25 protein-coding genes are annotated in these 22,562 nt (G+C 41.4%); 18 read left to right on the forward strand and 7 right to left on the reverse strand.

Annotated elements, in window-relative coordinates; genetic code table 11:
- The first annotated feature begins 269 nt into the window (after positions 1-269).
- Positions 270-812, forward strand: coding sequence for an adenine phosphoribosyltransferase (locus FTT70_RS01205; RefSeq protein ID WP_004972003.1), 543 nt, complete (start codon positions 270-272; stop codon positions 810-812).
- A 110-nt stretch (positions 813-922) separates the two neighbouring features.
- Here the strand turns inward: FTT70_RS01205 and FTT70_RS01210 are convergent, their stop codons facing one another.
- Positions 923-1,429, reverse strand: a complete 507-nt coding sequence (locus FTT70_RS01210) for a YqiA/YcfP family alpha/beta fold hydrolase (protein ID WP_026438299.1) — start codon at positions 1,427-1,429, stop codon at positions 923-925.
- Between the two features lie 316 nt (positions 1,430-1,745).
- Between FTT70_RS01210 and lysS the strand changes: the two genes are divergently transcribed.
- Positions 1,746-3,272, forward strand: coding sequence for a lysine--tRNA ligase (gene lysS, locus FTT70_RS01215; RefSeq protein WP_096900968.1), 1,527 nt, complete (start codon positions 1,746-1,748; stop codon positions 3,270-3,272).
- A 73-nt stretch (positions 3,273-3,345) separates the two neighbouring features.
- On the opposite strand, the gene FTT70_RS01220 is transcribed toward lysS, so the two are convergent.
- From FTT70_RS01220 to FTT70_RS01230, 3 genes are all read right to left on the reverse strand, one after another.
- The gene (locus FTT70_RS01220) at positions 3,346-3,627 is read right to left on the reverse strand and encodes a HigA family addiction module antitoxin (protein ID WP_004971994.1); all 282 of its coding nucleotides are present in this window, start codon (positions 3,625-3,627) and stop codon (positions 3,346-3,348) included.
- Complete coding sequence (locus FTT70_RS01225; protein WP_096900967.1) at positions 3,624-3,932, reverse strand: type II toxin-antitoxin system RelE/ParE family toxin; 309 nt, start codon at positions 3,930-3,932, stop codon at positions 3,624-3,626. Before FTT70_RS01225 ends, FTT70_RS01220 begins: the two co-directional genes overlap by 4 nt.
- A 126-nt stretch (positions 3,933-4,058) precedes the next feature.
- Positions 4,059-4,589 (reverse strand): hypothetical protein, encoded by a 531-nt coding sequence (locus FTT70_RS01230; protein WP_096900966.1) that lies wholly within the window; start codon positions 4,587-4,589, stop codon positions 4,059-4,061.
- 354 nt (positions 4,590-4,943) lie between these two features.
- Between FTT70_RS01230 and cysD the strand changes: the two genes are divergently transcribed.
- Complete coding sequence (gene cysD / locus FTT70_RS01235) at positions 4,944-5,852, forward strand: sulfate adenylyltransferase subunit CysD (RefSeq protein ID WP_026438300.1); 909 nt, start codon at positions 4,944-4,946, stop codon at positions 5,850-5,852.
- 144 nt (positions 5,853-5,996) lie between these two features.
- Complete coding sequence (gene cysN, locus FTT70_RS01240) at positions 5,997-7,613, forward strand: sulfate adenylyltransferase subunit CysN (protein WP_096900965.1); 1,617 nt, start codon at positions 5,997-5,999, stop codon at positions 7,611-7,613.
- 101 nt (positions 7,614-7,714) lie between these two features.
- Here the strand turns inward: cysN and FTT70_RS01245 are convergent, their stop codons facing one another.
- Entirely contained in the window at positions 7,715-8,182 is a 468-nt protein-coding gene (locus FTT70_RS01245; RefSeq protein WP_131261606.1) for a GNAT family N-acetyltransferase, read from the reverse strand.
- 281 nt (positions 8,183-8,463) lie between these two features.
- On the opposite strand from FTT70_RS01245, the gene FTT70_RS01250 reads away from it, so the two are divergent.
- From FTT70_RS01250 to FTT70_RS01270, 5 genes are all read left to right on the forward strand, one after another.
- The gene (locus FTT70_RS01250; RefSeq protein WP_180168190.1) at positions 8,464-8,940 is read left to right on the forward strand and encodes a hypothetical protein; all 477 of its coding nucleotides are present in this window, start codon (positions 8,464-8,466) and stop codon (positions 8,938-8,940) included.
- 157 nt (positions 8,941-9,097) lie between these two features.
- Positions 9,098-9,676: a nicotinamide riboside transporter PnuC gene (pnuC, locus tag FTT70_RS01255; protein WP_004971981.1), complete on the forward strand. Its 579-nt coding sequence runs from the start codon at positions 9,098-9,100 to the stop codon at positions 9,674-9,676.
- A gap of 12 nt (positions 9,677-9,688) precedes the next feature.
- Positions 9,689-9,973, forward strand: coding sequence for a hypothetical protein (locus FTT70_RS01260; protein ID WP_096900962.1), 285 nt, complete (start codon positions 9,689-9,691; stop codon positions 9,971-9,973).
- Positions 9,974-10,138: 165 nt separating this feature from the next.
- Positions 10,139-10,636, forward strand: coding sequence for a DUF2505 family protein (locus tag FTT70_RS01265; RefSeq protein WP_004971978.1), 498 nt, complete (start codon positions 10,139-10,141; stop codon positions 10,634-10,636).
- Between the two features lie 258 nt (positions 10,637-10,894).
- Positions 10,895-11,314, forward strand: a complete 420-nt coding sequence (locus FTT70_RS01270) for a DsrE family protein (protein WP_004971976.1) — start codon at positions 10,895-10,897, stop codon at positions 11,312-11,314.
- A 60-nt stretch (positions 11,315-11,374) separates the two neighbouring features.
- Here the strand turns inward: FTT70_RS01270 and mobR are convergent, their stop codons facing one another.
- A complete protein-coding gene (mobR, locus tag FTT70_RS01275; RefSeq protein ID WP_180168191.1) occupies positions 11,375-13,048 on the reverse strand; it encodes a phenol degradation transcriptional regulator MobR in 1,674 nt (557 codons plus the stop codon).
- 417 nt (positions 13,049-13,465) lie between these two features.
- Here mobR and FTT70_RS01280 point away from each other — a divergent pair, with 417 nt between their 5' ends.
- The 9 genes from FTT70_RS01280 to FTT70_RS01320 all read left to right on the forward strand — a co-directional run bounded on the left by FTT70_RS01280 (position 13,466) and on the right by FTT70_RS01320 (position 21,711).
- A complete protein-coding gene (locus tag FTT70_RS01280; protein WP_004971972.1) occupies positions 13,466-13,759 on the forward strand; it encodes a phenol hydroxylase subunit in 294 nt (97 codons plus the stop codon).
- Between the two features lie 19 nt (positions 13,760-13,778).
- Entirely contained in the window at positions 13,779-14,783 is a 1,005-nt protein-coding gene (locus FTT70_RS01285; RefSeq protein WP_004971970.1) for an aromatic/alkene monooxygenase hydroxylase subunit beta, read from the forward strand.
- An 11-nt stretch (positions 14,784-14,794) separates the two neighbouring features.
- A complete protein-coding gene (locus FTT70_RS01290; protein WP_004971969.1) occupies positions 14,795-15,061 on the forward strand; it encodes an MmoB/DmpM family protein in 267 nt (88 codons plus the stop codon).
- Between the two features lie 92 nt (positions 15,062-15,153).
- Positions 15,154-16,680 (forward strand): aromatic/alkene/methane monooxygenase hydroxylase/oxygenase subunit alpha, encoded by a 1,527-nt coding sequence (locus tag FTT70_RS01295; protein WP_004971966.1) that lies wholly within the window; start codon positions 15,154-15,156, stop codon positions 16,678-16,680.
- Positions 16,681-16,797: 117 nt separating this feature from the next.
- A complete protein-coding gene (locus tag FTT70_RS01300) occupies positions 16,798-17,160 on the forward strand; it encodes a phenol hydroxylase subunit P4 (RefSeq protein WP_104853300.1) in 363 nt (120 codons plus the stop codon).
- Between the two features lie 68 nt (positions 17,161-17,228).
- Complete coding sequence (locus FTT70_RS01305) at positions 17,229-18,290, forward strand: NADH:ubiquinone reductase (Na(+)-transporting) subunit F (protein ID WP_180168192.1); 1,062 nt, start codon at positions 17,229-17,231, stop codon at positions 18,288-18,290.
- A gap of 147 nt (positions 18,291-18,437) precedes the next feature.
- Entirely contained in the window at positions 18,438-19,358 is a 921-nt protein-coding gene (gene catA, locus FTT70_RS01310; RefSeq protein WP_180168193.1) for a catechol 1,2-dioxygenase, read from the forward strand.
- A gap of 158 nt (positions 19,359-19,516) precedes the next feature.
- The gene (locus tag FTT70_RS01315) at positions 19,517-20,389 is read left to right on the forward strand and encodes a transporter (protein ID WP_180168194.1); all 873 of its coding nucleotides are present in this window, start codon (positions 19,517-19,519) and stop codon (positions 20,387-20,389) included.
- Positions 20,390-20,640: 251 nt separating this feature from the next.
- A complete protein-coding gene (locus FTT70_RS01320; RefSeq protein WP_373685732.1) occupies positions 20,641-21,711 on the forward strand; it encodes an ArsO family NAD(P)H-dependent flavin-containing monooxygenase in 1,071 nt (356 codons plus the stop codon).
- Between the two features lie 139 nt (positions 21,712-21,850).
- Here FTT70_RS01320 and FTT70_RS01325 read toward each other — a convergent pair whose 3' ends face one another.
- Positions 21,851-22,543, reverse strand: a complete 693-nt coding sequence (locus FTT70_RS01325; protein ID WP_180168196.1) for a pirin family protein — start codon at positions 22,541-22,543, stop codon at positions 21,851-21,853.
- Between the last annotated feature and the right edge of the window lie 19 nt (positions 22,544-22,562).

Below are 22,562 nucleotides of genomic sequence, written 5' to 3' on the forward strand. Positions count from 1 at the left end.
ATGAGAGAATGGCTGCAGGAAAAATCACGTTTTTATGCGTTTAAATGCCATTTAAGACCTTGGTCGTACAGTAAAAGTCTTATATTTTTGCTATTTTATTATGGAATAAATATATATTAATATTTTTAAGTATATTAAAGTTTATATAAATCAAAACCTTGTAGTGTTTTGATGCGTGATTGATGGCAGTCTTGCCGATTCGATCACTAGCCTTATGTGAAAATAAACGGTAAAATTCAACCATTCTTTAGTCACATTTCTGATCTTCCATGAGCAATTTGTCTACTTTTTTGTGGTCGCATATTCGTACAGTTCCTCATTTTCCAAAACCAGGCGTAGATTTTTATGATTTAACGCCTTTGTTTATGAATAATTTGGATTCATTAACAGATGCTTTAATTGCCAGCATTCCTGCAGAAAAATTAGCTGAAGTTGAAAGCTTTATTGCAGTAGAAGCACGTGGTTTTGTATTGGCGAGCCTTTTGGCACAGCGTACAGGCAAAGGTTTGGTACTTGTGCGTAAAGCAGGTAAATTGCCACCACCAGTTGTGGGTGTGGGTTATAGCTTAGAATACGGTTTAGACCGTTTAGAAATGGCTGCCGATGTGCAAGCGCAAAAAGTCATTATTGTAGATGATGTATTGGCGACAGGTGGCACTTTAAAAGCAGTGAAACAATTGGCTGAAAAATGTAATCATCAAGTTTTAGGTGCAAGCATTTTCCTAGACTTACCAGATTTACACAAAAATTTAGGTTTAGATATTTGGTCCGTATTGGACAATAAATCTAAACCAGAACAAGCAGTGGCTTAATCCTTTTAAGTTATTGTAACTGCTGTAAAAAAGCCTGATCTCCATAGTTGTGATCAGGCTTTTTTAATGGGTGATGTTTAATTGATTATTTTTAATGGATAGCTTTGACTTTATTTGGCAAGATAAGCTTGTTCGATTTGCTGAATACAAGAATTAATATTTTCTGGATGCAATAAGCGATGATGCCCAGACTCAAAAGTAGAGGTCTGCATATAGTTTTCTAAAAATGCTTGCGCGGCATGCATATCCAAAATTTCATCGCCCAATTCTAAATAAGCCAATTGTGGAATATCGTGCTGCAAGTCATCATCTGAAATTGCAGGATAGTCATTGCGAAACGTGGGAGCTAAACTTGGATTTGCCACCACACACGGAATATGGTGCGACAAAGACATTTTGAGTGCCCAATAGCCGCCTAGACTATGTCCCACCAAAATTTCAGGCTTAATTTTTTGAATGATATTGTGATAAAAATCGGCAACAGTTTGATAATTTAAGTTGCGATAATCGACATTGATACAAAATTTTTGTTTTGCATCTATGGCATGGAATTTAGTCGACTCCCGCGAGGAATCTAATCCATGTAAAAACAAGACTTTTAAAGCACATGTATTCATTGCCAGATTCACAAAGTTAAACATCTTGAGTCAAACTGAGCCTAAAGATAAAGTGGATAGAAAATAAAATATTTAGACTGATACATCAGCAGGTTTAAAAACAGCAAAATACGGTCTTTTTCATCTATTTTCTGAACAATATTGTAGTGCGCTTAGCCTGAGAAAGAAGTTAGCTTTTGGTCTAAGTCTACAAAAAATCACAAAAGCAAGTGGCAATTTAAAAAATAAATTGCTCGAGTCAGAGAAGGCATACGAAATCGTGTCTAAATCTGCTATTCTATTGAACTTCTTTTTTTAGTAATTATTCGAGGCAGAGATGACGCAACATAACGCTCAATCGACTTCTGAACCCACTATTTCCGAAAACGATTTAATTGCGCAGCGTCATGCCAAGTTAAAGCAAATTCAAGAACAAGCGCAGGCGAAGGGAACTAGCCCTTGGCCAAATACGTTTAAGCGTGAAAACTACGCAGAAGATTTGCAGGCACAATTCGCAGAAGTTTCTAAAGAAGAAATTGAAGCAGGCGAAAAAGTGTATGTGTCTGTAGCAGGTCGTGTGATGTTGAACCGCGGTTCATTCATCGTAATTCAAGACATGACAGGTCGTATTCAGTTGTATGTGGCGCGTAAAGAACTTAGTGCTGAAACATTAGAGACGATCAAGAGCCTAGATTTGGGCGATATTATCGCAGTGAAAGGCTATATTGGTCGTTCAGGCAAAGGCGATTTATATGTTCATATTCAACATTTTGAATTGTTGACCAAATCTTTACGTCCATTACCAGACAAATATCATGGTTTAAGCGATACCGAAGCGAAATATCGTAAGCGTTATTTAGACTTAATCGTAAATGAAGACACCCGTAAAACCTTTGAAATTCGTGCCAAAGTGGTTTCGGGTATTCGTGCATTTTTAACTGAACAGCGTTTTATGGAAGTTGAAACGCCAATGATGCATGTGATTCCTGGCGGTGCATCGGCACGTCCATTTGAAACGCATCATAATGCTTTAGATATGCCGTTATTCTTGCGTATTGCGCCTGAATTATATTTAAAGCGTTTAGTGGTTGGCGGTTTTGAACGTGTGTTTGAAATTAACCGTAACTTCCGTAATGAAGGGGTGTCTACACGTCATAACCCTGAATTTACCATGATCGAATTCTACCAAGCTTATGCCGACTATAAAGATTTGATGGCATTGACTGAGCAAATGCTAGAAAAACTGGCTTTGGATATTTTGGGTACTACCGATGTGCCGTATGGCGATGAAGTGTATAGCTTCAAAGGCCCATTCAAGAAAATTTCTATGTTTGATGCCATTCTTGAGCATAATCCACAATTCACGCCAGAAAATGTTAATGACCGTGATTTCTTGGCTAAATTTGTGCAGGAAGAATTGAAAGAACAGGTGAAGCCTGGTTTTGGTTTGGGCAAACTACAAACCATCGTGTTTGAAGAAACCGTAGAAACTCAATTACGTCAGCCGACTTTCATTACAGAATATCCTGCAGAAACGTCGCCTTTGGCACGTCGTAATGACGATAACCCACACATTACTGACCGTTTTGAGTTCTTTATTGGTGGTCGTGAATTGGCGAATGGTTTCTCAGAATTAAATGACCCGATTGACCAAGCTGAGCGTTTCCAAGCACAGGTTGCAGAAAAAGACGCAGGCGATGATGAAGCGATGCATTACGATGCAGACTTTGTTGAAGCTTTGGAATACGGCTTACCACCAACTGCAGGTGAGGGCATCGGGATTGACCGTTTGGTAATGTTGTTTGCCAACGCTGCGAGTATCCGTGATGTGATTTTATTCCCACACATGCGTCATAAAAACTAAGTTTTAGCGCATCGTTGACGACATAAAAAACAACCTGCAGAAATACAGGTTGTTTTTTTGTTGTAACTTAAAGTTAAACACTTGCCACCAATTTTTTGATCATAGGTCGCTGGCGTTGACTGGCAAGCCATAAATCATGCTGCATTTGTAAATTCAACCAAAACTCTGGTGAGGTTTCTAAGGCTTCACTCAAACGAATCGCCATATCTGCAGAAATTCCAGTATGACCATTCAAAATGCGAGATAGGTTTGCACGTGTCACTCCAAGTGCTTGAGCCACTTCAGTCACAGAAGTTTCACCAATATATTCGCGCAACATTTCGCCCGGATGAGGTGCATTAAACATCATATTCATCTTTGTACTCCTGCGCTAGAAGCTATGTGATAATCCAAATAATCTACAATGTAGACATCACCATCTTCAAATTTAAAAATTACACGCCAATTACCATTTACTGTTAGTGACCATTGATCTTGTAGATTTCCACTCAATTTATGTAAACGCCAATTGGGTGGAGTTCGCAAATCATTCACCGTAGATGCAGCATGTAGTGCTGCAAGTATTAAACGTAATTTTGTAGAATGCGCTGCTTGAATACCTGCTGTTGAACCAGTTTGGAAAAAAGCCTGAAGACCTTTATGTTTAAAACTCTTAATCAAGCCTTAGTATCCAAGTGTATTGTGTATATGTACAGTATACGATAATTTCGAGTTTAATCAATCAACCAGTTTTGGCGGGGTTTAAGTGCATCTTGCGTAATCCGCAGAAACTTAAAGTGATGATGCTTATAACAACGCCGTTTGAATCCGTACTTTCATCTCTAAAGCTTGCTGCAAAATATGCGCTTTCATCCAAGTTACTTGTGTACCCATGGGGTTGGTTTTAATAGCAGTGTTTAAGAAATCCAGTTTTTCTTGCGAAAATAATTGCGTTTCAATCGCTTGATGCAGTTCTGCCGTGGTTGCATTTAAAGGCACATCTACCAAATAAAAACCTTTAGGATAATTATAAAATGCATACATTAAGTTAAAGGCTTTTTGTTCGGCCTTTAAATTGCCCGCACCAATTTCATAGCTGCGGTCTTGATTGCTATGCGTCACGCCTATTAAAAAGGAGAGTTGTTGATCACGGCAACGCAAACCAAATTGCAGCCCAATCTGATCTGCACTGAGTTCATGTTGCACAAAAACATTCAGCATTGAAGCATCATCGTTTAAAGGCTCTTGTAGGACGAGTAGCTCAGGGCTGTGCTGATACAAAAAACCAGCCAGCTGCGCCTGTTCAAGTTTGGATTTGATCTGTTCAATCTGTGGCATGGGAGCATCTTAAAAATAAAAAAATATGTTTTTACTTTAAGCATTTTTTGTTCATGCTTGAAGCACTGAATTAGATGAATAATCTATGAAGTTATTCAAAAATGAGCAGCTTGTAAGCGCGATTTGTATGTATCAAACGTAGCGAGAATGACGTTAAATTTCAATATATGATGGAATAAACTATTGATTAAATAAAACTTATACTGCTTATTGGTTTTCTTTTATATGAGCTTTTTGCATATAAATATAATAAAACAAGCAATAGTCTGCATAACTAAGTCACTATAATGAAAATCAAATTCTATCTGTGTTATTCGTACACAAGTTTAAGTACATCTGGTGTGATCAATGTCAATAAATCAGGAAAGACTTACTCATCTTAAACAGCTTGAAGCTGAGAGTATTCATATTATCCGTGAAGTTGCAGCCGAGTTTGAAAATCCAGTCATGTTGTATTCGATTGGTAAAGATTCAGCGGTAATGTTGCATTTGGCTTTAAAAGCATTCTATCCAGCGAAACTGCCATTTCCACTGTTACATGTGGATACAGGCTGGAAATTCAAAGACATGATCACTTTCCGTGACAACATGGCAAAACAGCACGGTTTTGACTTGATTGTTCATCAAAATAAAGAAGGGGTAGATGCCAACATTAACCCATTCGATCATGGCAGTTCTAAATATACCGACATCATGAAAACCCAAGGCTTAAAACAAGCTTTAGATAAATACGGTTTTGATGCGGCATTTGGTGGCGCGCGTCGTGATGAGGAAAAATCACGTGCCAAAGAACGTGTTTATTCTTTCCGTGATGCAAAACATCGTTGGGACCCGAAAAATCAGCGTCCTGAATTGTGGAATTTGTATAATGGCAAGGTCAATAAAGGCGAAAGTATTCGTGTGTTCCCATTGTCTAACTGGACTGAATTGGATATTTGGCAATACATTTACCTCGAAAGTATTCCATTAGTACCGTTGTATTTGGCTGCAGAACGTCCTGTCGTTGAGCGTAGCGGCACTTTAATTATGGTCGATGACGAACGCATGCCGTTGCTAGAAGGTGAAGTTCCACAAATGAAATCGGTACGCTTCCGTACTTTAGGTTGTTATCCACTTACGGGTGCAGTCGAATCAGAAGCGAATACCTTGCCTGAAATTATTCAGGAAATGCTATTGGCAACCAGTTCAGAGCGTCAGGGTCGTATGATTGACCACGATGAAGCTGGCTCGATGGAAAAGAAAAAGCAAGAAGGTTACTTCTAATCTCTCCTGAAAAATCTCCCCAAACCCCTCTTTATAAAGAGGGACTTATAAAAAGCGGAGCAAAGCCTCCCTTTATAAAAGGGAGATTTAGAGGGATTAAAGATTAAAAAACCGATTTCTAAAAAATATGTGGAGCTTTGAGCAATGTCTCATCAATCGAATTTAATTAGCCAAGATATTTTGGCGTATTTAAAACAGCACGAAAACAAAGATCTACTGCGCTTTTTAACTTGCGGTAACGTAGACGATGGTAAATCGACATTAATTGGTCGTTTGTTGTATGACTCAAAATTGATTTATGAAGATCAATTACAAGCCGTGACTCGTGACTCGAAAAAAGTCGGCACTACGGGCGATGCACCTGATTTAGCTTTATTGGTCGATGGTTTGCAAGCCGAGCGTGAGCAGGGCATTACCATTGATGTGGCTTATCGTTATTTTTCTACTGAAAAGCGTAAGTTCATCATTGCCGATACACCTGGGCATGAGCAATATACACGTAACATGGCAACAGGTGCATCGACTTGTGACTTGGCGATTATTTTGATTGATGCGCGTTATGGCGTACAAACTCAGACCCGTCGTCATACTTTTATTTCTAGTTTATTGGGCATTAACAATATTGTGGTTGCCATCAATAAAATGGATTTGGTGGATTATTCAGAAGCACGATTTAACGAAATTCAGACGGAATATGCGAACTTTGTGAATCAACTGGGTGATCGTAAACCATCGAATATTATTTTCACGCCAATTTCTGCCTTAAATGGCGATAACGTGGTGAACAAGTCTGAGCATACCCCTTGGTACACAGGCGATACTTTAATGGGAACATTGGAGTCGGTAGAAATTAACCGTAACTCGGCTCAAAATGATTTCCGTTTCCCTGTGCAGTATGTCAACCGTCCAAACCTTGACTTCCGTGGTTTCTGCGGCACGATTGCTTTGGGCGATATTCATGTGGGTGACCGCATTGTGGCATTGCCATCGGGCAAAAGCTCGACAGTAAAAGAGATTGTGACTTTTGATGGCAATCTTGAACATGCAATTGCAGGTCAAGCAGTTACCCTAACACTGAACGATGAAATTGATATTTCACGTGGTAATGTGTTGGTGCGTGAAGATCAAGTGCGTCCTGAAATTTCACGTGCTGTAAATGCCACTGTGGTGTGGATGGCTGATCAGCCACTATCTATTGGCAAGCTGTATAACTTAAAAGTGGGTACACAAACTGTGCCTGCAAAAGTCACAGCCATTCATTACCGTACCAATGTGAATACTTTGGAACAGGTGCAGGTTGAACAGCTTGAACTGAATGCAATTGCCAATGTCACCATCGAATTTGATGCGCCTGTGGTATTTGACCGTTATCAAGACAGTCGTTATACGGGTTCGTTTATTTTCATTGATCGTTTAAATAACGTGACCATTGGCGCAGGTATGGTTGAAGCTTGCGTAGAATGGACTGCACACAGTACACCTGTAACAGCCGAAGACCGTGCTGCACGTTTGGGTCAAAAACCTGCAGCGGTATGTGTACCAAGCCAAGCACTTGAACAGGCACAAGCACTTGAAAGCTTGCTGATTCAGCAGGGTATTGTTGCCATTGCCAAAGCAGGTTTAGATGCTGCGCAGGTTGCATTACTCCGCGAAACGGGCATTGTGGTCATTAGTGATGTAAACAGTGGTGCAGATGCAGAGTTGACTGCGACAGCTACAGAAGAACTGGCAGAAAAAATTATTGCCCTAGTTCGCTTATAAAATTAGATTCGTTTATAAAATCGAATCCACATCCCCAAAAAACCGCTTTCACCTGAAAGCGGTTTTTTTATGTGCGTTCACTATATTGGAAAGTTTGTTTTTTAAGTGTGCTCTAAGGGTTCGCCATTGAGATGTTTGAGCATGGGTGTGAAGTGCCCATAGCTAATTTTTTGAGGTTGTATTTCAAAGCCATTTTTTTCATAAAAACTTAAAGCAGTCTGTGTGCTAAATACACTCATGTGCGATACATTTTTGCGCTTTAAATCGCTTATTGCTTCAAATAACAAGGCTTGACCAATACCGCGTTGTTGTACTTCGGGGGCAATGGCATGTTGTAAAATTTGCCCGCGATCACTCATCATAATAAAGCCAACCACCACATGCTGTAAGACATAGACCCAACAATTGTTGTAATGCAGCAGCATTAAAATATTTTCATAGCTTTTATTTTCTAGCCATGCCTGAATTTTGGCTTCATTGCGTTGATGATCTTGAATACAAGAGCGAATACTGGCGTGTAATACCGCAACCAAATTGGCGACATCTTGAATTTGTGCAGCTCTAATCATCTAGGCTTAGGGTGATAGATAAAAACAAGGCTCTATTGGAAGCGAAAAGTGTTTAAAGAAATAGCAGAAAATTGTTGTGTTTTACTGCGTTATACTGCAGCACAAGTCCTATTTTTAAGGCAATCGGTATCATTGTGTAATTGAGCATTGCACTTTTTAGCGATGCATGGATGGAATCATCTGTTAAAGCATAAGCGTTGAAGCGTGCAGCAGCGAATAGACGCTAAGCCCTGAAATGGTTATACTTTATTGAAACGCCTGAAATAAGAGCGAAGACCAAGATGGCAAAACTATTGTTATGGATTTTGTTGTTGATTGCCGTATATGCAGTCTGGAAAGTCTGGTTCAAAATAAAAATTAATCGTACTTTTCAGCAAAGCTGTCAAGATATTGCCAATATTGTCCAAGACCCGATTACCCACAAAGCACCGCGCCCTGTAGAAGAGGTGGTGGAAGAAGTTGCCGAATACAAACAGCAATTATTTGATGATATCGCAGAAATATTTTTAAGCTTAAAAGTATCTAGTCGTGACCCTGAAGATGCCGAAACTATTCAACAAGAAGTGCTGAATAAAATGCCTGCCAAAGCACATACGCAAATTCGTCAGTTAGACTTGGGGGAGTGGTCAATTTACTGGAGTTTTTACGAGCAATCCCTTGAATATTTTGTCGGCAAATACGGAGTTTTTATTACCCATGTAGACCGCTTTGGGCAAGAGCATAAATACAATAATTCAGAGCAGTTTCAAACAGATTGATTTTCATGCCTGATTTTCTGTTTATGATTTTACAGAGGTTTCTTGAAAATTAATTGCAGCATCTTCTTGTCAGTTAAGTGTTTGGTTAAATGTTGAGTTTTGCGCTATTTTCCCGAAAAGAGGTATCATGCCTTTTTCTTTTACATAGGCAGCATCAATGTCAGTTTTAGAAATCATTGCTGTGTTGATTAGTGTTTTAGGCGTGACCTTAACCATTAAGCGACATATAGCTTGCTGGGTGGTGAATTTTATTGCCTGTTTGCTGTATGCCTATTTGTTCTTTGAATATCAATTGTATGGCGAAACGGTATTACAAACCCTATTTATGGGCATGGCTGTTTATGGTTTTTTCCAGTGGAAAACTGCACAGCAGCAAAAACAACATATCATCATTCAAAGCTTGCCACTCTCTAAAATGTGGCTGCAAATTGCACTGAGTAGCATACTGGGTTTACTGTTTGGGCTAAGTTTAAAGTGGTGGACGCAGGCTTCACTGCCTTTATTGGATGCACAACTGGCAGCTATGAGTCTATTGGCAACCTATTGGACCAGTCGTAAATACTTGGCTACATGGGTGTTATGGATTGTGGTCGATTTGGTGTATATCGGCATGTTTATTTACAAAGAGTTGCTGTTAACGGCTGTGTTATATGCAGGTTTTGTGGTTCTTGCTTATTTGGGCTGGCGTGAATGGCATAAAATCCGACAACAACATGCGGCACATTCTGCGGTGTGATGGCGTGTAGCGATGAGCAATTTAATTGATTTTAAACAGGCGCAGCTTAAACAATTTGATTTATTGGCATTGGATATTTTAGCGTATCCTGAGCGTTATTTACAGTTTGATTCGATTGCAGATTTTTACCAAGCCCAGTGGTTAGATGATTTCCCCAAAGGGACGACATGGTGTTCCACAGGACTAGATGATGGCGCAGAACATTTTTATGCCAAAATTGAATTTTATGGGCATTATTTAACTATTTATAGCCATGAAACCTATGCCGCTGAATTTGGCATCATTCACACAGAATAGACAAAATAGAGTCAATGACAGCAGGCGGAAAAAACACTTTAATAGCCTGAAAATAAAGTTGTATTTAGGATATAAAACAACTTATACCCGTTGAGCATCAGCCAAATTATATTGCACGATGATGCTAGACCTACTCCATCAATAAACAAAATAAAAGGAACTCAAATGGCTCATCAATTTACTGTAAACGCCACCATTCATGGCGTTTCAATTGACGAATTTAAGCGTTTAGTGGCAGATGTTGCTTTGCATGAAGCAGTCTGCAAGCGTATTCCTGGTGAAAATTTGGAAATTTTAGAATCTAAAAAGAACGGTGATATTTACACTTTACGCCGTGCTTATAATTTAGATGTGAATATTCCAGATATGGCTAAAAAATTATTAAAAGATGCATTTCGTTTAAAACGCAATGATGTGACCCATTTAACGGCGCTTACTTCTACCGTGGAGCTTGGTGCAAACTTGCCTTTAGAAGCTAAAGGCGAGCGTAGTGTGACAGGCAACCATGAAAAAATTGATATTCAATTAAACTGGACAATTAAGGTTAAAGTGCCATTGATTGGCGGCATGTTGGAAAAACATGCAGAAGGGGAAATCCGTCGTTTCAGTGAGTTGGAAATTGGGATTGTGGAAGATGAGCTTAAGAAAAATTTAGCGGCTTAACCCTTCATTTCTACTAGAAAAGATTGCTCTTAAATACATGCTTGGCGCTGCCGTTTTCGGTGGCGCTTTGTTTTTTGGACGTATTGAATTGTGATTGTTGATGCTGGGGTCATTTTACAGTGATCAATTTTTGATTTTTGAAAAAGTTTAGTGCTTGGCTTTATTGCATACAGACTATCGTCTTAATTTATTATTTAAATATAGTATATTTATTATGCTAATATTTTGACCAGATTTAAATTGAGTGTGAGTTCTGCCATGAAATTGATTCAGTTGTTATGTTTATCGGTTTTGCTGACCTTTGCCAGTCTATCTCCAGCAATGGCAGAGAGCAAAAAAGATCCACTTTTTGTCTTGCTTACCAGCAGTGATGCGCACCGCACCAAAATGGCAATTGGCATGAGCAATAACCAATTTGGCAAAGGTCATCCACTGACGATTTATTTGGTCGATCAAGGCGTAATGTTGGCATCTAACCGCTTTGAACATAAATATGCAGAGCATCAGAACATGCTGAAAAGTATTATCGCCAAAGGTGGTGATGTGTATATCTGCAAAATGTGTATGGAGCAGTACGGTGTTGTTGAAGGTGACTTAATGAAAGGTCTGAAATATGCCAATCCAGATGCTATGGGTGAAGCAATTTTCCGTCCAGGCACTCAGACACTGAGCTGGTAATTCGGCTGCTTGAAATGCAAAAGCCTTGTTGAAAAACAGGGCTTTTTTATTGCGGAATTTCTAGCGCATGGCGTATTTTTTTAAACGATAATCCAGTGCAGCGCGGGAAATTCCCAATAAGCGTGCCGCTTCAGATACATTGTGTTTGGCTTTTTGCATCGCGGTGATAATCAGTTGTTGCTCATGCTGTTCTAAATCAAAACCTTCGGTTAAAAGCGTGTCTAAATCTACGCTGTCTTGCTCATCTACAGTATGGTCGCTGTGCATTTGCGGAAACAGGGCATTCAGTTTAATCAGTTGTTGATCTTCCGTCAGTAGTACCGCACGTTCGAGCAGGTTTTCCAGTTCACGAATATTGCCAGGCCACGCATAGCTTTGCATAAAGTCAGTGGCTTTTTCACTGACGCCTTGAATTTGTTTGTCATACATTTTTTCAAAGCGTTTTAAGAAATGTGCAACCAATAATGGTAAATCTTCACGGCGTTCACGCAGCGGTGGAATCTGCACAGGAAAAATGTTTAAACGGTAATATAAATCGGCACGGAAACGACCTGCTTTAACCGCTTGTTCTAAATCTTCATTGGTTGCAGCAATCACGCGAACATCAATATGACGGGTTTGCGAATCTCCAACGCGTTCCACTTCACCTTCTTGTAGCACACGCAGCAAAGCCGCTTGAGCGCGTGGCGAAAGTTCAATCACTTCATCTAAAAAAATAGTACCGCCATGGGCGCGTTCAAATTTACCTAAGCGTGATTGATGTGCACCTGTAAATGCACCTTTTTCAACACCAAACAGTTCAGATTCAATCAGTTCAGGCGGAATTGCCGCACAGTTGACCGCAACAAAAGCATGTTCTTTACGCTGACTCAGTTCATGCACACCACGGGCAAAGGCTTCTTTCCCGACCCCTGTTTCACCTTGCAGCAAAATGGAAACTTTGGCACCTGCGGCTTTTTTGAGTAAGTCACACACCCGCTGATAAGCCGCCGATTGTCCGACTGAGCTGAACATGCTGTAGTCATTTTTACTGGTGGCATAAATCGACTTTTTCAGTTCATACAATTCGGCTTGCAGTGCAATGAGTTCCTGTTCCATCGGTTCAGGCGACATGAACTGAATCAGCTCATCGGCATTTTCCCATTCACTGAGTTGTTTACCAATAATACGGCAATGCTCACGCCCGCAGGCTTTACATTCCACTTCCTGATAAATAATGGTCATGCCTGTGGCAAAACTGCTGTAACCGCAAGCATAGCCCAGCAGCATCCAGCAGGAAGGTTCGTGACTCAGTCCAAATTGCTCAACATGCACATCGGCTTCAAAAGAGTTATGCCAGTTTAAGTCTGCATAAAACTGTTTTTTCTTTTGATTTAAAATCAATTGATTGGCAGAAACTTGCACCATGCCACGAATACCGTGCATTTGCGGCCCTGCCATAAAAGCCTGTTCTTCATTTAAACCTGGGCGCATTTTAGTAGTGACTTCTGCATCTTTCAGACCTGCCTGATAGCCCAAACGAATAAAAAAGCGTTTGGTGCGTTCCATTCCAATCATATTGGCAAGGTCTTTACGCAAATAGCCCATGATGCTGGTATGCATCAGCAACATGCGATATTCATCAAACCAGATTTGTCCACGCTCAGTGTCAAAATGTAGTTTGGAAAGCAGGTCGTGAATTTCCTGAGGATGACCTGCATATTTGCCGCTGCTGTCGTATTTTACTCGTACCATGCGCCGTGTTTAATCCATTAAATTCGAGGCTGTTTAGCCATCTTATGCAAATTCGTGAAAATTCAATAATACCTAAACAGCATCATGCCAAACCTTAAAGGTATTTAGTTGTATCTATATGTTTTTGTTGTTTTTATTCCGTCTTTATCATAAGCGAATTGCATAAAGCCCAAGGGTAAATTTTTGTATCTGTACGGGCTGTATTTCATCAAATCATGAAATCTTAAATTTTTTAAACATCAAAATTCATCAAATCATGAAATCCAAATTCTTATAAAAACACTCAGATTTTTTAAGTTGCTGTTTTTCAATGTTTTTATAAAGTTGGCACGCTTGTTGTAATAGTAAAAGTAAGCAACAGATGCATGAAGCAACTGAAGCAAGTTCTGAATGAATCAGATCTTGTAGGAGAACAATATGAAGGATGCAACAGGCGCATTGCCCTTAACCAAATATATTCGGGTAACGGGCGATATTAATGCCGCATTTGTCGAGTTCGACTTTGCCATTCACGATCCCACTTTATATGTGGAGTTGGTGTTACCGCAGCAAGCATTCCGCGAGTTCTGCGCAACCAATCAAGTGGTGGAAATGAGCGAACAACAGCAAGCCGTGAATGATGCTGAAGAAGACAAATGGCGTTACGGCATTGAACACGACACTTTAGTCGGTGCACAGCGATACAACATTGATCATGAAGATCAACACTGAATGCTTAAGGAGATAAGCGATGACTTTAGAAATTAAAACAGCGGGTATTGAGCCAATTCGTCAAAACTATGCCTATATTGAGCGCCGTTTTGGCAACAAGCCAGCCACCCGTTATCAGGAAGTCAGTTTTGATATTCAGGCGGAAACCAACTTTCACTATCGTCCGCTGTGGAAACCTGAAAAAACCTTAAATGATAAAACCCATACTGCAATTGAAATGCAGGATTGGTACGCATTTAAAGACCCGCGTCAGTTTTATTACGGAACTTATGTGCAGCATCGTGCGCGTTTGCAGGACATTGCCGAAAGTAACTTTAGCTTTTTTGAAAAGCGTCAGTTGGCAGAGCATATTTCTGAAGATGTCAAAGCCAAAGTGATTGCCTTGTTTTTGCCGTTTCGTCATATCGAACAGACTGCCAATTTACACATGATGTCGGGCAGTGCTTATGGTTATGGCACGGTGCTGACCCAAGCCTGTATTTATGCTGCGATGGATCGTTTAGGGATGGCGCAGTACATCTCACGGGTTGGTTTGGCACTCGATGGCAACACGGGCGAATCTTTAATTCCAGCCAAACAAGCATGGATGCAGGATGAAGCATGGCAAGGACTGCGCAAGCTGTGTGAAACCAGTTTGATCGAGCAGGACTATTTCAAACTGTTTTTATTACAAAACTTGGTGATTGACAGCTTTATGAGCGAATTGGTTTACACCCAATTTGATCAATGGCTGGCACAGCATCAAGCACGTGACTTGGCGATGCTGATGGAATTTATGCAGGAAGCCATGGCAGATTTACGCAAATGGTCAGACAGCGTATTTAAAACCGCAGCTGCAGAATCTGCACATAACAAACAATTGTTGAGCCAGTGGTTAGCCGAATATTTACCTGAAGTGAAAGCGGCATTTGCAGCGTGGGCAGCTGAGGCGTTGTCTGCAGATGCAGTCGACATTGCAGAACAAAAACTGCTGGAACGCAGTAAAAAAATTGGCATCGAACTCGAACAAATTTTGCAGGCTTAAGGAGAAGCAGCATGTCTAAGGTTTATCTCGCATTACAGGACAATGACACGTCGCGCTACATCATTGAAGCGATTGAAGAAGACAACCCAGATGCCACGATTCAATATCTGCCAGCCATGATTCGGGTAGAAAGCGAAACAGGTCTGATTGTTAAAGCAGAAACGGTATCTGAAAAACTTGGACAAGATTGGGATATTCAGTCTTTACAACTCAACATGATTACGTTGGGCGGCAACGTCGAAGAAGATGATGACAGTTTCCGTTTGCACTGGAACTAGGAATAAGGATGTGCACTGAGCCAATTTGAGTACAGTGCCGCCAGAACATATTGCTGCATAGATTGCCGCTAAAAAATTTAAGGATGATGAGCATGAATTCACAAGTTAAAACCCCAGCAAAAAAACTGAATGCCAAAGACCGTTATCGCGCACTTACTCGTGACTTGGATTGGGACTTTTCTTATGCAGACCGCAAAGAAGCCTTTCCATACGAAGAATTTGAAGGCATTAAAATTACAGACTGGTCTAAATGGGAAGATCCATTCCGTTTAACCATGGATGCTTACTGGAAGTATCAGGCAGAAAAAGAGAAAAAACTTTACGCCATTTTTGATGCTTTTGCACAAAACAACGGTCAAATGAACGTGACCAATGAGCGTTATTTGAATGCCATCAAACTGTTTTTAACTGCGGTAACTCCGCTTGAATATCAGGCATTCCAAGGTTATGCACATGTAGGGCGTCAGTTCAGTGGTGTAGGCGCACGTATCGCATCACAAATGCAGTCGATTGATGAATTACGTCACGTGCAGACGCAAATTCATGCCATGAGCCATTACAACAAATTCTTTGATGGTTTTCAGGATTGGTCGCACATGCATGACCGCGTTTGGTACTTGTCTGTACCAAAATCTTTCTTTGAAGATGCGCGTTCAGCAGGGCCGTTTGAGTTCTTGTTAGCCATTAGCTTTGCCTTTGAATATGTATTGACCAACTTGTTGTTCGTACCGTTCATGTCAGGTGCAGCACACAATGGCGATATGGCAACGGTCACCTTTGGTTTTAGTGCACAGTCCGATGAAGCACGTCACATGACTTTAGGTCTAGAAATCGTGAAATTCTTGTTAGAACAACACGAAGATAACGTGCCAATCGTACAGGAATGGATTGATAAGTGGTTCTGGCGTGGGACTCGTCTGTTATCTATAGTTGGCATGATGATGGACTACATGCTGCCAAACAAAGTGATGTCGTGGAAAGAAGCGTGGGAAACCTACTTTGAAGAAGCGGGCGGTGCGTTATTTAAAGACTTGAGCCGTTACGGTATTCGTATGCCGAAATATTCAGAAGTAATTACCAAAGAAAAAGAACACGTGTCGCATCAAGCGTGGTGGATTTTCTATAACTTCGGTCATGCAGCAGGTTTCCATACTTGGATTCCAACCGATCAGGAAATGGATTGGTTATCTGAAAAATATCCAGACACCTTTGACAAATACTACCGTCCAAAGTGGGAGTTAGCACGCAAGATGGAAGCAGAAGGCAAGCGTTTCTACAGCGCAGGCTTACCGCAATTGTGCCAAATTTGCCAAGTGCCAATGACTTTCACCGAAATGGATGGCGATCCGACCATGTTTACGTATCGTGAGTCTGTTTATAAAGGCGAGCGTTACCACACCTGTTCAGATGGTTGTCACGATATTTTTGAACGTGAACCTGAAAAATATGTGCAGGCATGGTTGCCAGTGAACCAAATTCTACAAGGCAACTGTGGTGGCTTAGATTTGGAAAACATGCTGCGCGAATATTATCGCTTCAATGTCGGTGCAGATAACTTGGATATTGAAGGTTCACCAGACCAGCAACGCTGGAAAAAATGGAAAGGTGATGCGGCTTAACGCTCATTCACTATCTAAAGTAAATATCTAAAATTTAAGTTATTTCAAGATTCAAATTTAAAAGGATTTCGGTTTGAGTCATTTGCGGCTCAAACCACCCCAATACGGAGAATGACCATGTCAGTACGCGCTATTCGCCCAGATTACGACTTTGAACCACGCGACCTACAAAAACACTATGGCGACAACATTTTGGTGTATGTGGGTTGGGATCATCACACTTTATATTGTTCTGCACACGCCATGTTGGTTTCGCCGCAGCAAACCTTTCAGGAATTTTTGGATCAGCAAATGCAGGCGGGTTTCCATCAACATCCTGACTTTGAAAACATTAAATGGGATGAAGTGCAATTTACTTTAAACAAACAGGTAATTCAGCCACGCCCTGAACAGACCTTGGCAGAAATTGGCTTCGATCAAAAATCACTACTGCGTTTTGTGACCCCAGGACTGAATGGGTACAAGGGCGCACACGTTTAAAACAGTAAGATCACAACAAAATAAAGACAGCAAAGCACAGTCAGTAAGTACAAGACAGGAGGTCGCAGATGAGCTATCAAGTCACAATTGAGCCAATTGGCACAACCATTGAGGTTGAAGAAGATCAAACCATTTTAGATGCCGCGTTACGTCAAGGCGTGTGGTTGCCATTTGCTTGTGGGCATGGCACTTGCGGCACTTGTAAAGTCCAAGTCACCGATGGTTATTATGATGTCGGCGAAGCGTCACCTTTCGCGCTGATGGATTTGGAACGTGAAGAACACAAAGTGTTGGCGTGCTGCTGTAAGCCTGAATCAGACATGACCATTGAAGCCGATGTTGATGAAGACCCAGATTTCTTGGGATATTTGGTTCAGGATTATCAGGCCAAAGTCCTTGAGGTAAAGGACTTATCTCCAACCATTAAAGGTGTGCGTTTGCAGTTAGACCGTGCAATGGATTTTCAGGCAGGGCAGTACATTAACGTGCAATTCCCAGGCATTGAAGGCACACGTGCGTTCTCAATTGCCAATGCGCCAAGTGAGCTCGGCATTATTGAATTACATATTCGTCATGTGGTGGGCGGCAGCGCAACGACTTATGTGCATGAGCAGCTAGCAGCAGGTGATGAACTAGAAATTTCAGGGCCGTACGGACAATTTTTTGTGCGTAAATCGGATGATCAGGATGCGATCTTTATTGCAGGCGGTTCAGGTTTATCTAGCCCGCAATCTATGATTTTAGACCTGCTTGAATCGGGTGATACTCGTACCATCTACCTGTTCCAAGGGGCGCGTGATGTTGCGGAATTATATAACCGAGAACTGTTTGAGAAATTGGTCAAAGACTATCCAAATTTCCGCTACATTCCTGCCTTGAATGCACCAAAGGCAGAAGATCACTGGACAGGGTTTACAGGCTATGTGCATGAAGCAGTTGCCGACTATTTTGAGCAGCGCTGTGGCGGACATAAAGCCTATTTATGTGGCCCACCGGTGATGATTGATGCAGCAATTTCAACCCTGATGCAAAGCCGTTTATTTGAGCGTGATATTCATACCGAGCGCTTCTTAAGTGCTGCCGATGGGGCAAGCGGTCAGTCACGTTCAGCATTGTTTAAACATATTTAAAACAGATTAGAAAAACACTTAAGGACATCGTTCAGTGCTGAAGCAAACCGCTTTGGCACTGACTTAAACCAACACTGGAAGGCAGTGTCAAAAGCCAAAAATAGCACTGTTCAATTCTACAGTGCCAAAATAGCCAAGGAGCATTACATGGACCGTCAACAAATTGATACTTTAGTGAAAGAAATGAACGTCGACACCGCGACAGGCCCTGTCGATCAGCGTGTGCAGCAAATTGTAGTACGTTTGGTGGCAGACTTATTTCAAGCCATTGAAGATTTAGACATCCAGCCTTCTGAAGTATGGAAAGGTCTGGAATACATTACCGATGCAGGCAAAGCCAATGAGCTCGGTTTACTTGCAGCAGGTTTAGGTCTTGAACATTATCTAGATTTACGTGCCGATGAAGCCGATGCCAAAGCAGGCGTAACAGGTGGTACACCACGTACCATTGAAGGGCCACTGTATGTTGCAGGTGCACCTGAATCAGTCGGTTTTGCGCGTATGGATGACGGTTCAGAATCAGACCATTTAGATACCTTAATTATTGAAGGTACGGTCACTGACACACAAGGCAACATTATTGAAAATGCTAAAGTCGAAGTTTGGCATGCAAATGGTTTGGGCAATTATTCATTCTTTGACAAAACCCAGTCTGACTTTAACTTACGCCGTACCATTTTCAGTGATGCTGCAGGTAAATATGTAGCGCAAACCACCATGCCTGTTGGTTATGGCTGCCCACCAGACGGCACGACTCAAGCTTTATTAAACAAACTGGGTCGTCATGGTAACCGCCCATCTCACGTACATTACTTTATTTCTGCACCAGGTTTCCGTAAATTGACCACTCAATTTAACATCGAAGGCGACCAATATCTTTGGGATGACTTCGCCTTTGCTACCCGTGAAGGTCTTGTTGCCACAGCAGTAGATGTGACTGATCCTGCAGAAATCCAGCGCCGTGGTTTAGATAAGCCATTTAAACACATCACCTTTAACTTTGAATTGGTCAAAGACGCAAACAACGCACCATCAACCGAGGTGGAACGTCGCCGCGCAAGCGCATAAACTTCCTTCCCTAACGCTGACTTTCCAAACTTTCCACAGCGTATTCCAGCATCATCAAGCCATTTGGTGATGCTGCTCTCTTCAGTTTCAAGCCAAGGTATGAATGATTCAACATGGCCAGCAAACTTCATCAAAACTTGCATTGAATAGGATGTTCTATGAAAAACAAAATTTGGGCATTCATGTTATTGAGTGGCATGGCAACGCACGTCTGTGCAACTGAAAACGGTTTAGACTCGTTTGCACTGGGTGCAGAAGGCATTGCAGCAGGTGCTTTGCCACCACCTGGGGTGTATTTGCTGAACTACTACCAAAATTACCATGCCAGTGAGTTTAAAGATGGCCCCGACAATTTCCATGTCGATGTGAATGCTTTTATTCCACGTCTGGTATGGATGACCCCTCAACAAATTGCAGGCGGGCAATTAGGGGTATATGCAGCACAGCCTTTGGTCAATTTACGTTTAAATGTGATGGGCATGTCAGACTCTAACAGTGGTCTGGGCGATTTAATGATAGGTACTATGCTTGGTTGGCATAAAGGTAACCATCACAGTATTGCAGCTCTTGAAGGTGTTTTGGCTACTGGTGATTATGATAATGCCAATCCACAACGTCCTGTAATTGCGAATTTAGGCAAGAATTATCACACCATTCGACCAATTTTGGCTTACTCGTATTTGCAGCCACAAGGTTGGGAGTTTTCGACCAAACTGTCTTATAGCTTCAATACTGAAAATGACGATACTAACTATCAATCGGGTGATTATTTTGCTGGGGATTATGCAATCGGTTATCAGTTAAATGATAAAGTGAAATTGGCACTAGAGGGCTATGTGTTTAAACAAACCACAGATGATGAAGTGAACGGTGCCAGTATTGGCAATAAAGGACAGGCGTTGGCATTTGGCCCCGCAATTCAATATAAGCAGGATAACTGGTCATTAGAGGCGAAGTTCCTGAAAGAAACCGAAGTGGAGCATCATCCTGAAGGACATTCCACCACCTTGAAAATGGTGTGGGCGTTTTAAGGTCTAACTTTATCTCGCATTTGCTCTTGCAGCCTTGCAGTACAAAGCCAAGTTCTAGGACTTGGCTTTGCTTTTTTGGACATTCTTTTCTAAAAAGCTTGTTCTGTGGACTGAGTGTTAAATCAATGCTGTGCTTTATGTGTGTACTCTGCCCAAAAATGATCTAAAAGCTAGAGCAAAGATCATAGAGTAAACTGTTCACACAGGGTTAGAATCAAACATAGCATGTGCGTCTTGTATGCAGGAGAGTCATTTTGAGTCAAACAATTGATACCGATGTGATTATTATTGGTGGTGGACAAGCTGCATTAGCCACGGCTTACTTTTTAAAACGGCAAAAAATCAATTTTCTGATTTTGGATAATCAAACGCAAGCGGGCGGTGCGTGGCAACATGCGTGGGATTCTTTGCAGTTATTTTCTCCAAATACATGGAGTTCTTTGTCGGGTTGGTTAATGCCAAAAACTGAACAGGAATATCCGAAACGATTAGAAGTGATTGACTATTTAACAGCGTATGAAACACGCTATCAATTTTCTGTGTTGCGTCCTGTGCAGGTCGAAAAAGTCCTAACTGAAGGCAATGATTTAATTGTTTGTTCGGCACAGCAAAGCTGGCGTGCCAAAGCCGTTGTAAGCGCCACTGGAACGTGGAGTCAGCCTTTTATTCCTGCTTATACAGGATGCGAACGCTTTTTAGGCACACAAATTCATTCAGCCCATTACCGCAATGCCGATGCATTTCAGGGCAAAAAGGTCATGATTGTCGGTGGCGGGAACTCAGGCGCACAAATTTTGGCAGAAGTGTCTAAAGTGGCCGAAACCTTTTGGGTTACACAGCAGCCGCCAAGTTTTTTAGCCGATGATGTAGATGGTCGAGTTTTATTTTTACGTGCCACGGAGCGCTTAAAAGCCCAGCAGGAAGGTCGCAGTATTGAACAACCAATGGGTGGTTTGGGTGATATTGTGATGATTCCAAGTGTCAAAGAAGCACGGCAACGTGATGTCTTACATGGTCTGCCGCCATTTGATTATTTAACCGAACATACTGCAGTTTGGGCAGATGGGCGCGAACAAGAAATTGATGCCATTATTTGGTGTACAGGTTTTAAGGCAGCATTGTCGCATTTACAAAGTTTGAATGTGGTCAATGCACACGGCACAGTCGATGTATCGGAGAATCGAGCGCTGCAACAGCAAAATTTATGGTTGGTCGGTTATGGCGATTGGACAGGCGCAGCTTCGGCAACTTTAATTGGTGTTTCCCGAACCGCACGGAATGTGGCTGAGCAAATTGCTGTGTATTTACAGACAACAGCGTAAAGTCATCATCGTGACAAAAACTGTGTTTAAAAAATGAATCATGCAATTTCAGCCATAAAAAAGCCCTCTGTAAAAGAGGGCAAGAGGGGTAGCTCAAAAAATTTACACACCTTAATTATGAGGATGTGATAGTCAGGACTTACTGTTTTGGTAAATCAAACCAAATGAACTGGCTGTCTTCTTTGGCTTCAATCACAGCATCTTCAGCAAATAACAAGGCATCGCCAGCCTTAACCGTTTGGTCGCCAATGCTGATTTCACCACGAATCACATGCACATAGTTAACAGCTTGTGTTGCAGTAACATCTAGTTGCTTTCTTGCTTGCAATACTGCAGCTTTCACTTCTGCTTGTTGGCGTATATGCATTGGTGCATTGTCATTCGGGCCTACAATCAGGTGCCATTGGTTCGGTTCAGCATTTGGGTCACGCTGAATTTGTTGGTAAGTCGGTTCTGCATTGCGTACATTGGGTTGAATCCAAATTTGCAACATGTGCACTTCTTCATCACCATTGTTAATTTCGCTATGCTGAACGCCCGTCCCCGCACTCATCAACTGCCATTCACCTGCACTGATATGACGCTCATTGCCCATGCTGTCACGGTGGGAAATCGTACCATTTAAAACACAGGTCAAAATTTCCATATTGTCGTGTGGGTGTGTACCAAAACCATTGTGCGCTGCAATACGGTCATCGTTAATGACACGTAAAGCACTCACACCCATATATTTCGGGTTATACCAGCTACCAAAAGAGAAACTGTGTTTGGTGTCTAACCAACCCATTTTGACGTGACCACGTTCTTCGCTACGGTGTAAATAAGCATTCATGATCATGCTCCTATCATTT

The sequence above is a fragment of the Acinetobacter sp. YH01003 genome (assembly GCF_013420525.1).
Lineage (GTDB): Bacteria > Pseudomonadota > Gammaproteobacteria > Pseudomonadales > Moraxellaceae > Acinetobacter > Acinetobacter towneri.

Excerpts from the sequence above, each read along its gene's own strand:
- FTT70_RS01205 (WP_004972003.1), top strand. The coding sequence starts at position 270 with ATGAGCAATTTGTCTACTTTTTTGTGGTCGCATATTCGTACAGTTCCT.
- FTT70_RS01210 (WP_026438299.1), bottom strand. The coding sequence starts at position 1,429 with ATGAATACATGTGCTTTAAAAGTCTTGTTTTTACATGGATTAGATTCC.
- lysS (WP_096900968.1), top strand. The coding sequence starts at position 1,746 with ATGACGCAACATAACGCTCAATCGACTTCTGAACCCACTATTTCCGAA.
- FTT70_RS01220 (WP_004971994.1), bottom strand. The coding sequence starts at position 3,627 with ATGAATATGATGTTTAATGCACCTCATCCGGGCGAAATGTTGCGCGAA.
- FTT70_RS01230 (WP_096900966.1), bottom strand. The coding sequence starts at position 4,589 with ATGCCACAGATTGAACAGATCAAATCCAAACTTGAACAGGCGCAGCTG.
- cysN (WP_096900965.1), top strand. The coding sequence starts at position 5,997 with ATGTCTCATCAATCGAATTTAATTAGCCAAGATATTTTGGCGTATTTA.
- FTT70_RS01245 (WP_131261606.1), bottom strand. The coding sequence starts at position 8,182 with ATGATTAGAGCTGCACAAATTCAAGATGTCGCCAATTTGGTTGCGGTA.
- FTT70_RS01250 (WP_180168190.1), top strand. The coding sequence starts at position 8,464 with ATGGCAAAACTATTGTTATGGATTTTGTTGTTGATTGCCGTATATGCA.
- pnuC (WP_004971981.1), top strand. The coding sequence starts at position 9,098 with ATGTCAGTTTTAGAAATCATTGCTGTGTTGATTAGTGTTTTAGGCGTG.
- FTT70_RS01260 (WP_096900962.1), top strand. The coding sequence starts at position 9,689 with ATGAGCAATTTAATTGATTTTAAACAGGCGCAGCTTAAACAATTTGAT.
- FTT70_RS01265 (WP_004971978.1), top strand. The coding sequence starts at position 10,139 with ATGGCTCATCAATTTACTGTAAACGCCACCATTCATGGCGTTTCAATT.
- FTT70_RS01270 (WP_004971976.1), top strand. The coding sequence starts at position 10,895 with ATGAAATTGATTCAGTTGTTATGTTTATCGGTTTTGCTGACCTTTGCC.
- mobR (WP_180168191.1), bottom strand. The coding sequence starts at position 13,048 with ATGGTACGAGTAAAATACGACAGCAGCGGCAAATATGCAGGTCATCCT.
- FTT70_RS01280 (WP_004971972.1), top strand. The coding sequence starts at position 13,466 with ATGAAGGATGCAACAGGCGCATTGCCCTTAACCAAATATATTCGGGTA.
- FTT70_RS01285 (WP_004971970.1), top strand. The coding sequence starts at position 13,779 with ATGACTTTAGAAATTAAAACAGCGGGTATTGAGCCAATTCGTCAAAAC.
- FTT70_RS01290 (WP_004971969.1), top strand. The coding sequence starts at position 14,795 with ATGTCTAAGGTTTATCTCGCATTACAGGACAATGACACGTCGCGCTAC.
- FTT70_RS01295 (WP_004971966.1), top strand. The coding sequence starts at position 15,154 with ATGAATTCACAAGTTAAAACCCCAGCAAAAAAACTGAATGCCAAAGAC.
- FTT70_RS01300 (WP_104853300.1), top strand. The coding sequence starts at position 16,798 with ATGTCAGTACGCGCTATTCGCCCAGATTACGACTTTGAACCACGCGAC.
- FTT70_RS01305 (WP_180168192.1), top strand. The coding sequence starts at position 17,229 with ATGAGCTATCAAGTCACAATTGAGCCAATTGGCACAACCATTGAGGTT.
- catA (WP_180168193.1), top strand. The coding sequence starts at position 18,438 with ATGGACCGTCAACAAATTGATACTTTAGTGAAAGAAATGAACGTCGAC.
- FTT70_RS01315 (WP_180168194.1), top strand. The coding sequence starts at position 19,517 with ATGAAAAACAAAATTTGGGCATTCATGTTATTGAGTGGCATGGCAACG.
- FTT70_RS01325 (WP_180168196.1), bottom strand. The coding sequence starts at position 22,543 with ATGAATGCTTATTTACACCGTAGCGAAGAACGTGGTCACGTCAAAATG.